The sequence below is a fragment of the Arthrobacter humicola genome (assembly GCF_039531445.1).
GTDB lineage: Bacteria > Actinomycetota > Actinomycetes > Actinomycetales > Micrococcaceae > Arthrobacter > Arthrobacter humicola.
Genome location: NZ_BAAAQB010000041.1, coordinates 374,163 through 387,139, shown reverse-complemented (window position 1 = coordinate 387,139; position 12,977 = coordinate 374,163). Strand labels below are relative to the sequence as shown.

The 12,977-nt window shown below is 69.3% G+C and carries 11 protein-coding genes; 2 read left to right on the top strand and 9 right to left on the bottom strand.

Features of this window, described 5'->3' with window-relative positions; translation table 11 throughout:
- Positions 1-9 precede the first annotated feature (9 nt).
- From ABD243_RS18380 to ABD243_RS18345, 8 genes are read right to left on the bottom strand one after another with little or no spacing between them, the layout of a single operon-like run.
- Positions 10-798: an SRPBCC family protein gene (locus tag ABD243_RS18380; protein ID WP_344367793.1), complete on the bottom strand. Its 789-nt coding sequence runs from the start codon at positions 796-798 to the stop codon at positions 10-12.
- Entirely contained in the window at positions 789-2,042 is a 1,254-nt protein-coding gene (locus ABD243_RS18375; RefSeq protein ID WP_344367792.1) for a vWA domain-containing protein, read from the bottom strand. The genes ABD243_RS18380 and ABD243_RS18375 overlap by 10 nt, the downstream gene beginning before the upstream one ends.
- A 29-nt stretch (positions 2,043-2,071) precedes the next feature.
- On the bottom strand, positions 2,072-2,995 hold the full coding sequence (locus ABD243_RS18370) for an AAA family ATPase (protein WP_202615770.1): 924 nt from the start codon (positions 2,993-2,995) through the stop codon (positions 2,072-2,074).
- Positions 2,992-3,729, bottom strand: coding sequence for a nucleotidyltransferase family protein (locus ABD243_RS18365; RefSeq protein ID WP_344367791.1), 738 nt, complete (start codon positions 3,727-3,729; stop codon positions 2,992-2,994). Before ABD243_RS18365 ends, ABD243_RS18370 begins: the two co-directional genes overlap by 4 nt.
- A gap of 1 nt (position 3,730) precedes the next feature.
- Positions 3,731-4,696 carry an XdhC family protein gene (locus tag ABD243_RS18360; protein ID WP_344367789.1) on the bottom strand — a complete coding sequence of 322 codons (966 nt, stop codon included), beginning with the start codon at positions 4,694-4,696 and terminating at the stop codon, positions 3,731-3,733.
- Positions 4,696-7,089, bottom strand: a complete 2,394-nt coding sequence (locus ABD243_RS18355; RefSeq protein ID WP_344367788.1) for an aerobic carbon-monoxide dehydrogenase large subunit — start codon at positions 7,087-7,089, stop codon at positions 4,696-4,698. Before ABD243_RS18355 ends, ABD243_RS18360 begins: the two co-directional genes overlap by 1 nt.
- The gene (locus ABD243_RS18350; protein WP_344367787.1) at positions 7,086-7,658 is read right to left on the bottom strand and encodes a (2Fe-2S)-binding protein; all 573 of its coding nucleotides are present in this window, start codon (positions 7,656-7,658) and stop codon (positions 7,086-7,088) included. The genes ABD243_RS18355 and ABD243_RS18350 overlap by 4 nt, the downstream gene beginning before the upstream one ends.
- Positions 7,659-7,663: 5 nt before the next feature.
- Positions 7,664-8,542 carry an FAD binding domain-containing protein gene (locus tag ABD243_RS18345; RefSeq protein WP_344367786.1) on the bottom strand — a complete coding sequence of 293 codons (879 nt, stop codon included), beginning with the start codon at positions 8,540-8,542 and terminating at the stop codon, positions 7,664-7,666.
- Positions 8,543-8,673: 131 nt separating this feature from the next.
- Here ABD243_RS18345 and ABD243_RS18340 point away from each other — a divergent pair, with 131 nt between their 5' ends.
- Both ABD243_RS18340 and ABD243_RS18335 read left to right on the top strand, forming a co-directional pair.
- The gene (locus tag ABD243_RS18340; protein WP_344368088.1) at positions 8,674-9,678 is read left to right on the top strand and encodes a LysR family transcriptional regulator; all 1,005 of its coding nucleotides are present in this window, start codon (positions 8,674-8,676) and stop codon (positions 9,676-9,678) included.
- Positions 9,679-9,796: 118 nt separating this feature from the next.
- The gene (locus ABD243_RS18335; protein WP_116765776.1) at positions 9,797-10,114 is read left to right on the top strand and encodes a DUF6457 domain-containing protein; all 318 of its coding nucleotides are present in this window, start codon (positions 9,797-9,799) and stop codon (positions 10,112-10,114) included.
- A 381-nt stretch (positions 10,115-10,495) separates the two neighbouring features.
- Here ABD243_RS18335 and ABD243_RS18330 read toward each other — a convergent pair whose 3' ends face one another.
- Positions 10,496-12,844: an FdhF/YdeP family oxidoreductase gene (locus ABD243_RS18330; protein ID WP_344367783.1), complete on the bottom strand. Its 2,349-nt coding sequence runs from the start codon at positions 12,842-12,844 to the stop codon at positions 10,496-10,498.
- Positions 12,845-12,977: the final 133 nt, after the last annotated feature.

Genomic DNA, 12,977 nt, shown 5'->3' with positions numbered 1-12,977 from the left:
CGGCCCTCCTCAGAGCCTGCCGCACAGGCGGAGCATCCGGAACGCAGACCGCCGCCCGGCCCAGTACGCAATGCACGCCACCACGGCGACGACGCCGAGGACTTTCACCGGGCTGGAAAGCTGATCGGCCGCGATTCCCTTGGCCAGGCTCAACGCATCCAGGCTGCCGGCCGGCGCGGCACCGGTGGGGGCGCCTGCCATGGTCGGCGCCGCCGCAGTTGGAGCACCCGCCGTCGTGCCTGCAAGGGGAGCAGAAACCGCAGCCGACGCCGGGACCGGCTCGGGCACGGCCTGTGCTGCGGGCGCCGGGGCAGACGACGCCTCCGGGCCCTGTTCCGGGACAGGGGGCGCCCCCTCGGCCAGCATCGTCTGCAGGTTGTTCGCGAAGAGGGCCATCATCTGCTCCGTGACGCTGCCGATGACGCCCTTGCCCATGGCGGCGGCCTTGCCGGACAGCGTCAGGTCCGCGCTGACGGCCCCCCGTGTGGCGTCCCCTTCTTGTGTGAGCGTCAGGGTCACGGTCGCCTCGGCGGTGCCCTGTCCGCGGGTCTCCTGTGCCTTGCCGCCGAGCACGGCACGGTGGTCGGCCGCGTTGCGTTCGATGACGTTCAGCAGGCCTTTGTACTGCATTGAGACGGGGCCGAGCTTCACGCTCATGCCCACCTGGTAGGCGTCGTCGGAGAGCTTGTTCAGGATTCTGGCCCCGGGAAGGCACCCGGCCACCCGTTCAAAGTCCATCAGCGTGTCCCACACCGTGTCGATCGGGGCGACCACCGAGAAAGTGCTGTCTATCTGCATGAGTTCCCTCTTCCCTTGAGTGATGCCTGGCCGTCGCCGCGGATTGCGGCCGCCACTTCTGCCAGCGCCGTGTAGCTGTGTCCGCTGACGAATTCGTCGCAGTACGGCAGGGCCGCGGCCATTCCGCCCACCAGCGGCTGGTACTGCGGCGCTGCCTTGCGTGGATTGACCCAGATGATCCGGTACGCCAGGCGCCGCAGCCGCGCCATCTGGGCCGCGACCTGTTCGGGGTCCTCCTGCGCCCAGCCGTCCGAGAAGATCACCACCACCGCGCCGCGGGCCAGGCCGCGGCGGCCGTGCTCGTCGACGAAGTGCCGGATGCTGTCGGCGATCCGCGTTCCGCCGGCCCAGTCCGGGGCGGCCGTGGCGGCCCGGGCCAGGGCCTCGTCGGGATCGCGGAGCGCCAGTTGCCGGGTCAGGCGTGTCAGCCGGGTGGAAAACACGAAGGCCTCGGCGCCGGCACCTGCCACGGCTCCCTGCAGCAGCGAGACGAAAATCCGCGCATACGGTTCCATGGATCCGGAGACGTCGCACAGCATCACCAGCTTGCGGCGCTGCGGGCGGCGCCGGGCATACAACAAGCGGGTGGTGTCAGTGCCTGAGCGCCGGGCCGCACGGACCGTGGCGCGGACGTCCAGCCGGGCGCTGCTGTGGGCGGACTTCCGGGCGCGGCGGCTCAGGCGCGTCGGGGTGGCGAGCAGCAGCCGGGACGCCAGCCGCCTGATCTCCACGACTTCCTCCTCCGTCAGCTGAGCGAAGGACGCTTCGTGCAGCCGCTCCTCGGGGGAGGCCATAGCCAGCACGGCATCCCGCTCCGGGGCGTTGCCGTCTTGGCCGGCGTCCGGTCCCGCGGAGGCAATCGCCGGCGCCGGGCGCGGGGGAGCAGGCGCGTAGCCGGGCGCACGGCCCTCGGCCGGAGACGGGCGGGTGCGGGTCTCCTCAGGGGCCCCGGCCGGGGCCGCGGCCGGAGCCACGGCGCGGGCGGGATGCCCGGAGGGGTCAAAGCCGCCGCGGAACACCGCGGAAAAGACGGCGTCGAAGACCGGCAGCTGCTCGCGGGCTGACACCAGCACCACCCGGGACGCCCAATACAGCTTTTCTGCGTCGCCGGGAGGGATCAGGCGGAGTGCCTCGGCCAGCCGGACTGCCCGGTCCGGTGAGCACGCGAGCCCGGCCCGGCGCAGGGCGGTGACGAAGGCCGCCGACAGGGCCGCCGCTTCTACCGTGGGGGGCGCAGCGCGCATGTCCTGCGGGGTCCCGGCCGCCAAGGCGCTCACCCGCCCGTGCCGGCCACGAGCCAGTCGGCCCCCCGGGCACCGACCAGTTCGAGGTCATCACGGTTCTTGACGATGGAGCCGAGGGTCTGTTCCGCCGTCGTGGCGTCGATGCGATCAATGCCGAGCACTGCCAGGGCCGAGACCCAGTCAATCGCCTCGGAAATGCCGGGCGGCTTGGCCAGGTCCAGGGTGCGCAGCCGGGTAATGACGGCGGCTGCCTGGAGGGCCAGGGGGCCGCTGCTGGCCGGCACCCTGCGGCGGACGATCTCCGCGATCCGCTCCGGTCCGGGGTAGTCGATCCAGTGGTAGAGGCAGCGCCGGGTCAGGGCGTCGTGAAGGTCCCGCGTACGGTTGGACGTGAGGATCACGATCGGCGGATGGGTGGCCCGAATAGTGCCCAGCTCCGGGATGGTGACGGCGGCCTCGGCGAGCAGTTCGAACGTGAAGGCTTCGAACTCGGCGTCGGCGCGGTCGATTTCGTCCAGCAACAGTACGGCCGGGCGCGGACCGGGGTGTTCGATCGCCTGCAGGAGCGGGCGCCGCAGCAGGTACTCCGGGGCGAAGAGGTCTGTTTCGGTGACGGAGGCGTCCCGGACCTCGGCCAGCCGGATGCCAAGCAGCTGGCGCTGGTGGTTCCACTCATAGAGGGCCTCACCGGCGTCGATCCCCTCGTAGCACTGCAGCCGGTACAGCGGGGTGTCGAGGAGCTCGGCGAGCGCTTTTGCCGCCTCCGTCTTCCCGACTCCGGCCTCGCCTTCCAGCAGGATGGGCTGCGGCAGGCGGACAGCCAGGAACAGGGCGGTCGCCAGCCCGACGTCGGCCAGGTAGTTGTTGCGGTCCAGGGCTGCCATCAGTGACGGGACATCCGGGACCCGGCGTTGCACGTCTTCCTCCGCGCCGGCCCGCGCCGCCGCCGTCATACAGCCTCCCGCATCCGGCCAAGGAGCCGCCTGTAGTCTTCCTCGGTGTCCACATCCAAAGGAATAGGGCCGGGCGTGCGGACCTCGACGACGTCGTCCGCCCGCTGTTCGAGGAGCTTCCAGACCGCTTTGTCCCCGTGGAGTGCGGCCAGGGCCGGAACGAGGCGACGGGCAAATGCCATCGGGTGGCCCACGCCGTCGTCATAGCGGCAGACCGCGATCCCGGCAGGGACGGGAGAGCGGGCAGGGATGGCCGAGGCGGCGGGGCCGGCAGGGCCGCCGGTGGCGGCAACCGGAGCGGCGCCGGAACCCGCCTGCCGGAGGGCGCCGAGTACGGCCCGGACACTGGCGGCCCGGACGCCGGGCTGGTCACCGAGCAGCAGGACCACGGCATCGGTCTCCGGGTCCACGGCGGCGAGGGCGGTGGCGATCGAGGACGCGCACCCTTCGCCGAAGTCCGGGTTGAGCACCACCTCGCAGCCGCTCGTGTCCACGGTGCGCTGCACCTCTTCCGCCGCGCCACCCAGCGCCAGGACCGTCTGGCTGAAAGTGCAGGCCCGGGCGGTCGCCAGGACGGCATCGAGCAGGACGCCCGTACCGTAGGGAAGGAGCTGCTTGGGCCGGCCGAGCCGCCGGGAGGCTCCCGCGGCCAGGATGATGCCGGCGGTCCTGGGCTCGAGGCTTGCCGCCGCCCTCAGCGGCTCAGGTTGCAGCGGCTCAGGTTGCGGGGGCATGTCAGGTTGCGAGGGCATAGCGCTCCGGATCTTTGCGGAAGGCCGCCCGGCAGCCGGGGGAGCAGAAGTACACGGTGACCCCGTTGTAGTCCAGGTGAAGGGACGATTCGACGGCCGGGACGGACATGCCGCAGACCGGATCAACGGCGCTCGCAGGCCCCGGCTCGGTGGGCGCCGGCTCGGTGGGCGCCGCCGGGACCCCGGGCTGCGTCGCGGCGTCAGCCATGGGCGCCGCGGCATGCCGGGCCTTGGACCGCTCCCCGACCAGCTGGGCAAGAATGGACAGCGCGATCTCCCCGGGCGTCCGGGCGCCGAGCTGCAGCCCGGCGGGTGTGAACACCCGGGCACGCAGGGCGTCGTCGACGTCGAGGGATTCCAGCACCGCGGCGCCGCGGGTCCCGCTGGCCACCAGGGCTACGTAGGGGACTCCGGCGCGCAGGGCGGTCTCCAGGGCACCCTCCTCCGCCTTTCCGTGCGAGGCGACAATCAATGCCGCGTCATCCCCGCGGGGTTCCGCCGATTCGCCGTCCGTGAGTTCGACGTCGAGGCCGACGCCGGAGCCGAGCGAAGCGAGGGCCTGCGCCACCGGCGCCGTGCCCACCACCAGGACCCGGGGCGCCGGAATCCGCGGCTGGAGGAAGATCTCGATCGCGCCGCCGCTGAGGCACGGATTGGAGACCTCGACGGCGCCCTCCTCCGCCGTGCGCGACGGCTCGCCGGGCAGCACCCGCAACAGGAGCGGTTCCTGGGAGGCCAGAACCTGCAGGCTGTACTCGCGCACCGACGCCTCGACGCAGTTCCCGCCCACGAAACCCAGGATTTCGCCCGTGGGCAGCACGAGGGCCGTGTCCCCGGCATGGGCACTCGTGGGGTGCTGGGCGCGGACCACCAGGGCGTGGACGAAGGGCTCGCGTCGGCCGGCGAGTTCTTCCGCCCTGGCGGCCAGGGACTCTGCGGTGGCGGGCATCAGATCGGCGGCCTTGCCCGGCCCTGCATGGCAGCCCAGACGCGGGCCGGCGTGCAGGGCATGTCCATGTGGGTGACGCCGTAGGGCGCGAGCGCGTCCACGACGGCGTTGACGATCGCCGGCGGCGAGCCGACGGTGGCAGACTCGCCGATGCCCTTCGCACCGATCGGGTGATGCGGTGAGGGGGTGACGGTGAAACCGGTCTCCCAGTCCGGCACTTCCATCGCCGTGGGGATCAGGTAGTCCATGAACGACCCGCCCAGGCAGTTGCCGTCGGCGTCGAACTCGATGATCTCCATGAGGGCCATGCCCACGCCGTCGGTCAGTCCGCCGTGGACCTGGCCTTCGATGATCATCGGGTTGATGCGGGTGCCGCAGTCATCAACCGCGATGAAGCGCCGCACCTTGACGTGCCCGGTGCCGGAGTCGACGTCGACGACGCAGATGTAGGCCCCGAACGGGAAGGTGAGGTTGGGCGGGTCGTAGGTGACTTCGGCGTCGAGGTTGCCGTCCACGCCCTCGGGCAGGGCCACGGTGCCGTGGGCGCCCATGGCGATCTCGGCGATGGTCTTGCCGACGCTGGGGTCGCCCTTGACGAACCAGCGGCCCTTCTCCCATTCGAGGTCCTCGGGACGGGTCTCCAGCATGGCCCCGGCGATCAGCTTGGCCTTCTCGCGCACCTTCCGGGCCACCAGGGCGACGGCGCCGCCGCTGACCGGCGTCGAACGGCTGCCGTAGGTGCCGAGGCCGAACGGGGTCTGGTCGGTGTCCCCGTGCACGACGTCGATGTCCTCCGGCGGGATCCCGAGTTCCTCGGCCACGATCTGGGCGAAGGTGGTCTCGTGGCCCTGGCCCTGGCTTTGCACCGAGAGCCTGACCACGGCCTTGCCGGTGGGGTGGACGCGGAGTTCGGCGCCGTCGGCCATGCCGAGGCCCACGATGTCGAAGTGCTTGCGGGGGCCGGCTCCCACGACTTCGGTGAAGAAGGAGACGCCGATGCCCATGAGTTCCCCGCGCTCGCGCTTTGCGGCCTGCTCGCGCCGGAGGTCCTCGTACCCGGCGAGCTGCATCGAGAGCCGCATGGCGGCCTCGTAGTTGCCCGAGTCGTACACCCAGCCGGTCTTGTTGGCATAGGGGAACTGCTCCGGCTTGATGAAGTTCTTCAGCCGCAGCTCCGCCGGATCCATCTCCAGCTTGCGGGCCAGGATGTCCACCATCCGCTCTACCAGGTACACGGCCTCGGTGACGCGGAACGAACAGGCGTATGCGACTCCGCCGGGCGCCTTATTGGTGTAGACGCCGGTGACGGAGCAGTGGGCGGCCTGCAGGTCGTAGCTGCCGGTGAAGATGGAGAAGAAGCCGGCCGGGGTCTTGGTGGGCTGGGCGGTGGCGTTGAACGCGCCGTGGTCGGCCAGCACGTGGGTGCGCAGGCCAAGGATCTTGCCGTCCTTGGTCGCGGCGATCTCGCCCTGCATGATGTAGTCCCGCGCGAACGAGGTCGACATCAGGTTCTCGGAGCGGTCCTCCACCCATTTGACCGGGTGGCCGGTGACGATGGAGCCGACGACGGCGAGGATGTAGCCGGGATAGATCCCGACCTTGTTGCCGAAGCCGCCGCCGATATCGGGGGAGACGATCCGGATCTTGTGTTCGGGGATGCCGGCGACGATCGCGAACAGGGTGCGGTGCGCGTGCGGGGCCTGGGTGGTCTCGTAGAGCGTCAGCTTGCCGCTGACGGCGTCGAAATCGGCGACGGCGCCGCATGTCTCCATCGGTGCGGGGTGGACCCGCGGGTACACCAGCTCCTGGCTCACCACGACGTCGGCGCTGGCGAACACCGCGTCGGTTTCGGCTTTGTCGCCCATCTCCCAGTCGAAGATCCGGTTGTCCGTCCGGCCCTCGATTTCGTCGCGGATCACCGGCGCGTCCGGGTCCAGCGCCTTGCGGGCGTCCACCAGCGGGGGAAGGACGTCGTACTCGACCTCGATCAGTTCGAGCGCGTCCCGGGCGGCGTACCGGTCCTCGGCCACGACGAACGCGACCTCCTGCCCCTGGAACCGGACTTTGTCGGTGACCAGGACAGCCTGGACATCCGCGGAGAGCGTCGGCGCCCACGCGAGGTTCAGGCCCAGGAGGTCCTTGCCCGTGATGACGGCCACCACCTTCGGATGCGCCAGGGCATTGGTGGTGTCGATGGACACGAGCCGGGCGTGCGCCACCGGGGCCCGCAGGATGGCGCCGTGCAGCATTCCCGGCAGCACGATGTCGTCAACGTAGTGGCCTTTGCCGCGCACAAAGCGCGGGTCTTCCTTGCGTTGGATGCGCCCGTAGCCGATCGGACGGTCTTCGTCGCCGGCGGCCGGGTTTGACGGCCGGTCATGGATGACGGTCATGCCTTCACCTCTGTGGCTGTGTTTGCTGTGTCTGCCGCGACATCCGGGACGGCGGTGTCTGTGCCGTCCAGGACTTCCTCGGCCGTCGGTGCATCCTCCGGGCCTGGCCCCGCCGGATGGGCGGCGGCCCATTGGACCGAGCGCACGATCGTCGCGTAGCCCGTACACCGGCAGATCTGCCCGGAAATGGCCTGCCGGATCTCAGTGTCGTCAGGGTGCGGATTCTTATCAAGGAGTGCCCGGGCCGTCAGCATCATCCCCGGGGTGCAGAAGCCGCACTGCAGCCCGTGCTCCTCCATGAAGCCTTGCTGCACGGGGTCCAGGGTGCCGCTGGCGGCCAGCCCCTCGACGGTGCGGATGTCGTGGCCCGCGGCCATGGCGGCCAGGACGGTGCAGGACTTCACGGGCTGCCCGTCCATCAGGACCACGCAGGTCCCGCAGTTGCTGGTGTCGCAGCCCCAATGCGTACCGGTGAGGCCCAGGACCTCGCGGATGTAGTGGACCAGCAGCACGCGGGGCTCAATCTCGCTCGTGACGTCGCTGCCGTTAACGGTCATGCTGATCTGCATCGGCTTCAGCCTTCCTGCATCTGGGCGGCGCGGGCACAGGCCAGCCGCAGTACCCGCCGGGTGAGCTCATCGGCGAGATGCCGTTTGTAATCGACCGGGCCGCGCTGGTCCGCTACGGGATCGCACGCTGCGGCAGCAAGCCGGCCGGCCTCGGCGAACAAGTCCTCGGTGGGACGCTTGCCGCGGAGCACGGCCGCGGCCTCGTCCACCGTGTGGTCAAGGCCCAGCGCAGTGAGTCCGACGGCGGCATCCTCGACGGTCCCGTCCGCGGCGAGGACGACGGCCGCGCCGGCGGCGCCGACGGCCCAGTCGCCCACCCGGCGCTCGACCTTGTCGTAGGCGCTGCCCGAGCGGGGGCGGATGGGGAACCTGAGTTCGCAGAGCAGCTCATCCTGCCCGACCGCTGTCTGGTACGGTCCGCGGTGGAAGTCCGGCATGGACAGGACGCGCTCGCCACCTGGCCCGCGGATCACGGCCTCGGCGCCCAGGACGTCACATACGGTGGAGAGGTCCTCGGCAGGGTCGGCCTGGCAGAGCGAACCGCCGATGGTGCCACGGTTGCGCACGACGGGGTCGGCAATGACCAATTCAGCGTCCCGGACAATGGCGAACAGTGCCGCGACCTCGTCCGATTCCAGCAAGGTGGTGTGGCGGGTCATGGCGCCGACCCTCAGGGTGTTGCCGTCACGGAGGATGAAGTCCAGCTCGTAGAGGTCATTGATGTCGATCAGCCATTCGGGCCGGGAAAGGCGAAGCTTCATCATCGGCAGGAGGCTATGGCCGCCGGCCACTACCCGGGATTCGGGACCGTAGCGGGCGAGAAGTTCCAGGGCGTTGTCCACGGTGGTGGCGCGCACGTAGTCAAATGGAGCCGGAATCTGCATAGTCCCTACCTCACTCCGAACCGCCGGCGGCGTGGGTCAGTGATTGCCTTGCGCCGGATTGAGGTCAGTCTTGCCCCGGCCTAAGTGGGATGTCAATATCGTCATAAGCGAAAGGTTATGAAGCCGTGGCGATGACATTGGGACAGTTGCGCACGTTCGCCCTTGTGGCCAAGCTGGGCTCTCTGCACGCGGCCGCGGCCCACCTCGGGGTCAGCGATCCGGCCGTGTCGGCGGCGCTCGCCGCGCTCAGGCAGGACCTTGACGACCCTCTGTTCATTCGCGCCCATGGCGGTATTGCGCTGACACCCGGCGGCCGGGCGCTCGCTGAATACGCCCAGGACATCGTCGGGCTGGCTGACAAGGCCCGATGGGAAGTCGCGCATGCTCAGACCGAGACCGGACGCCTGAAGATCGTGGCCACGGCGCCGTTCGCGGAGCACGCTGCCGGCCGCCTCCTGGACCTGTTCACCCGGCGGGTTCCGGGAGCCTCCGTCGATGTGGTCGTGGAGCAGGCGGAAGATGTGGCATCGCTGATGCTGGAACGCGTCTACGACATCGCCCTGGGAATCAGGCCCCCTGTCCGCAACGGGGCTGCCCACAACAGCGCTGACTCCAAGGACGCCGCCGACGTCGGGCTCGATTCCGTGCCGTTCCTGCGGTACCAGCGGGTCTTCGTGGTGGCCGCAGGGCATCCCCTCGCGTCGCTGCACGGACCCGTACGGCTGAGTGAATTCCTAGGCCGGCCGTGGTTTGCCGGCCCCGCCGGCATCCAAGAGACGAGCGAAGAAGGCCGCTGGCTGGCTGCCCAGGGAGTGGTGCCGGAGATCGTCTGCCTCAGCAGCGAAACGGAGGCCCTTGCCGCCGTGCGGGCGGGTGAAGGAACGATGCTGGCGCTCGGCCACATTGTCCGGGCCGAAATCCGCAGCGGCTCCCTGGTCCGTGTGCCGGTCGCCGGAACGCCGATCTCCGGCCTCTGGTGGGCCAGCACCCTGGACCGGGGCCGGGCCACCACCATGGCACGGACCCTGCAGCGGTTTGCCGGCACTGCCGATGCCACGGCAGCCATGGTGGCTCCCGGTGGCTCGCGCGGGCTGGAACGCCGGGGCCCCAAGTTCCACGTCGCGTTGTGGAGTTGAGGCAGCTGGCGGGGGCGCCGGGCTGTGGTGCCGGTCGCTGTGTCGCGTTGCGCAACGCCGGGGCGGGTGCTAACCCTTGAGGGTCAGACGATCCGTTCACCCGCGAGAAGGAGTAGCAATGACGTTGTCCCGAGACGAAGACAGCTCGCTGCGGCATTGGAGCAGCCGGCTCATCCAGGCCCTGCAGATCCTCGACCTTGAGGTCGACCACGAGAAGATCGTCGAGGTCGCGGAAGAATCCGTCAAAGCCGTCGGGCCGCACGCGGATGCCATCAGCGCATTCATGGTGGGCTATGCGGCCGGCACCGCGTCCACCAAAGGCCGGAAGGGCACGCAGGAAGCTGTGCACGCGGCGTCGAACAAAGTCATTGAGCTCTGCGAGCACGGCGAATCCGGCGGTCCGGACGAGGAAGGCTGGGTCAAGCGAGCACAGTAGCAGCGGTCCGGCGCTCGCGCCGGCGCTGGCAGCGGGCAGGCCGCAGGAAGTAGGCAGCTCGCCGGCTACAGGTTCAGGCGTCAGCGGACAGGCCGCGTTCCCTCAAGGGGACGCGGCCTGTGCTGTGTTCGGATCCGGTCAGTGGGACATGCTCATTGCTGCGGAGGACATGCTCATTGCCGGGGCGCAGGGGTGGGCATGGTGGTGTTATGTCCAGTGGCCGGGGCCGCGGCTGGGCATGTCCCGCGGCGGCGGCGTGGTACTTCGTGGGACATGCTCAGTGCTGCGGCGCAGGGGTGGGCATGGTGGTGTTATGTCCAGTGGCCGGGGCCGCGGCTGGGCATGTCCCGGTCCCGCGCCCCGGCCTGCGGAAGCGTGCGCCTACGGCCGGGCTGCCCCGGCGGAGACGGGTGGCGCGCTGTCCGGGGCCTGGTCCAGGCTTGGTTCGAGCCGGACGATGACCGCCTTGGAGATCGGCGTGTTGCTGCCCTCGGCCGTGTGGTTCAGCGGCACCAGCACATTGGCCTCGGGGTAGTAGGCGGCCGCACAGCCGCGGGCCGTGGGGTAGGACACGACGCGGAACTTGCGGACCACGCGTTCTTCGCCGTCCTCGTACACGCCGCGGATGTCCACGTACTGCCCGTCCGCCAGGCCGAGCTCGGCGAGGTCGTCCGGGTTCACGAACACCACATGGCGCCCCTTCTTGATGCCCCGGTAGCGGTCGTTGTGCGAGTAGATGGTGGTGTTGAACTGGTCATGGGAGCGCATGCTCTGCAGGATCAGGGTGCCTGCCGGCCGCTGGACATGCTCAAGGTCGTTGACGGTCAGCACGGCTTTGCCGGTCGGCGTGGGGAACGTGCGCGAGTCGCGGGGGCCGTTGGCGAGAACAAACCCGCCATCCTGCCGGATCCGCTGGTTGTAGTCCTCGCAGCCGCCCACTACCCGCGAAATGTGATCGCGGATGAGGTCGTAGTTCTTTTCAAAGCCGTCCCAGTCGGCCTTGATCTTGGTGCCGACGAGGAGTTTGCCCAGCCGGCTCAGGATGGCCGGCTCGGACAGCAGCTGATGGGACACCGGCTCGACGCTGCCCCAGGACGGGTGGACGGCGCAGACGGTGTCCTCCACGGACACGAACTGGGGCCCGGATTCCTGGATGTCAATCTCGGTCCGGCCCATCGTGGGGAGGATCAGCGCCTCGCGGCCGGTCACTGCGTGGGACCGGTTCAGCTTGGTCGAGATCTGGACCGTCATCTCCGTGTTTTCCATCGCAGCTTCGGCCGCATTCGTGTCCGAGATCGCCGCCACCAGGTTGCCGCCCAAGGCGACGAAGACCTTGATCTCGCCGTCGCGCATCTGGTTGATTGTCTCGACGGCGTCCGTGCCGTGTTCGCGCGGCGGCTCGAAGTCGAACTCCTTGCCGAGGGCTTCCATGAAGGACTGCGGCATCTGCTCCCAGATCCCCATGGTGCGGTCGCCCTGGACATTGCTGTGTCCGCGGATGGGGGACGCACCGGCGCCGGGCTTGCCGATATTGCCGCGGAGCAGCAGGAGGTTGATGATCTCCTTGATGGTGGCCACGCCCTTTTTCTGCTGCGTGATGCCCATGGCCCAGGTGATGATGACTTTCTCGGCCTTGAGGTAGCGGGCCGCCAGCTCATCGATGTCCTCGCTCCGCAGGCCGGTGGCCTCCAGCACAGCGCTCTCATCCAGCCGGGCCAAGTGCTCCTTGAGCTCCTCGAGTCCCTCGCAGTGTTCGGCCAGGAAGGCGTGGTCCAGGACAGTCCCGGGCTTCCTGGCCTCGGCGTCGAGCACGCGCTTGGACACGGCCTGCAGCAGCGCCATGTCCCCGCCGATCCGGATCTGCAGGAACTGGTCCGCGATCTGGACGCCGTGGCCGATTACCCCGTTGACCTGCTGCGGGTTCTTGTACCGTCGCAGCCCGGCCTCGGGCAGGGGATTGACGGCCACGATCTCGCCGCCGTTGTGCTTGCAGTTCTCAAGCTCAGTCATCATCCGGGGGTGGTTGGTCCCGGGGTTCTGGCCCATGATGATGATCAGGTCCGCGTTGGCGTAGTCGTCGAAGCTGACGGTCGCCTTGCCGATGCCGATGGTCTGGCCCATGGCCCAGCCCGAGGATTCGTGGCACATATTGGAGCAGTCCGGCAGGTTGTTGGTGCCGTAGCCGCGGACCAGCAGCTGGTACAGGAAGGCCGCCTCGTTCGACGTGCGGCCGCTCGTGTAGAACGCCGCGCGGTCGGGGGAGTCCAGCCCCTTGAGCTTGTCGGCGACAATCCGGAGCGCTTCGTCCCAGCTGACCGGCTTGTAATGGTCCTCCCCGGCGGGCTTGTAGACCGGCTCAGTGAGCCTGCCCTGCATGCCGAGCCAGTACTCGGACCGGCTGCGCAGCTCGCTGACCGGGTGCTCCGCCCAGAAACTGGAGGGAATCGTGATTGGGGTCGCCTCCCACGTGACGGCCTTGGCCCCGTTCTCACAGAACTCGAACGCCTTGCGGTGGTGCGGGTCCGGCCACGCACAGCTCGGGCAGTCGAAGCCGTCCTTCTGGTTCATGGCCATAACGGTCTTCCGCGTCCGGTTGAGCCCCATCTGCTCGATGGCCGGCTTCATGGAGTGGTACACGCCCGGGACGCCGGCGGCCCAGCTTTTCGGCCCGTTCTCGACAACGAGCTCTTTCTCGGACGGTTCCTCCACCTGAGGAGTCTTGCGAGTCACGTGAACTTCCCTTCTGCAACCGCCGCCCGGATGGGACGGCGAGCCGATGTGCCTTTATGCACCCTACCGTCAGGCCTATCAGCTTGCCCGGAGGGCCGCAAGCGATCCGCCGTCGACGGCGGTGCCGCAGTTC

Coding starts and splice junctions, on each gene's coding strand:
- ABD243_RS18380 (WP_344367793.1), bottom strand. CDS start 798: ATGCAGATAGACAGCACTTTCTCGGTGGTCGCCCCGATCGACACGGTG.
- ABD243_RS18375 (WP_344367792.1), bottom strand. CDS start 2,042: ATGCGCGCTGCGCCCCCCACGGTAGAAGCGGCGGCCCTGTCGGCGGCC.
- ABD243_RS18370 (WP_202615770.1), bottom strand. CDS start 2,995: ATGACGGCGGCGGCGCGGGCCGGCGCGGAGGAAGACGTGCAACGCCGG.
- ABD243_RS18365 (WP_344367791.1), bottom strand. CDS start 3,729: ATGCCCCCGCAACCTGAGCCGCTGCAACCTGAGCCGCTGAGGGCGGCG.
- ABD243_RS18360 (WP_344367789.1), bottom strand. CDS start 4,696: ATGCCCGCCACCGCAGAGTCCCTGGCCGCCAGGGCGGAAGAACTCGCC.
- ABD243_RS18355 (WP_344367788.1), bottom strand. CDS start 7,089: ATGACCGTCATCCATGACCGGCCGTCAAACCCGGCCGCCGGCGACGAA.
- ABD243_RS18350 (WP_344367787.1), bottom strand. CDS start 7,658: ATGCAGATCAGCATGACCGTTAACGGCAGCGACGTCACGAGCGAGATT.
- ABD243_RS18345 (WP_344367786.1), bottom strand. CDS start 8,542: ATGCAGATTCCGGCTCCATTTGACTACGTGCGCGCCACCACCGTGGAC.
- ABD243_RS18340 (WP_344368088.1), top strand. CDS start 8,674: ATGACATTGGGACAGTTGCGCACGTTCGCCCTTGTGGCCAAGCTGGGC.
- ABD243_RS18335 (WP_116765776.1), top strand. CDS start 9,797: ATGACGTTGTCCCGAGACGAAGACAGCTCGCTGCGGCATTGGAGCAGC.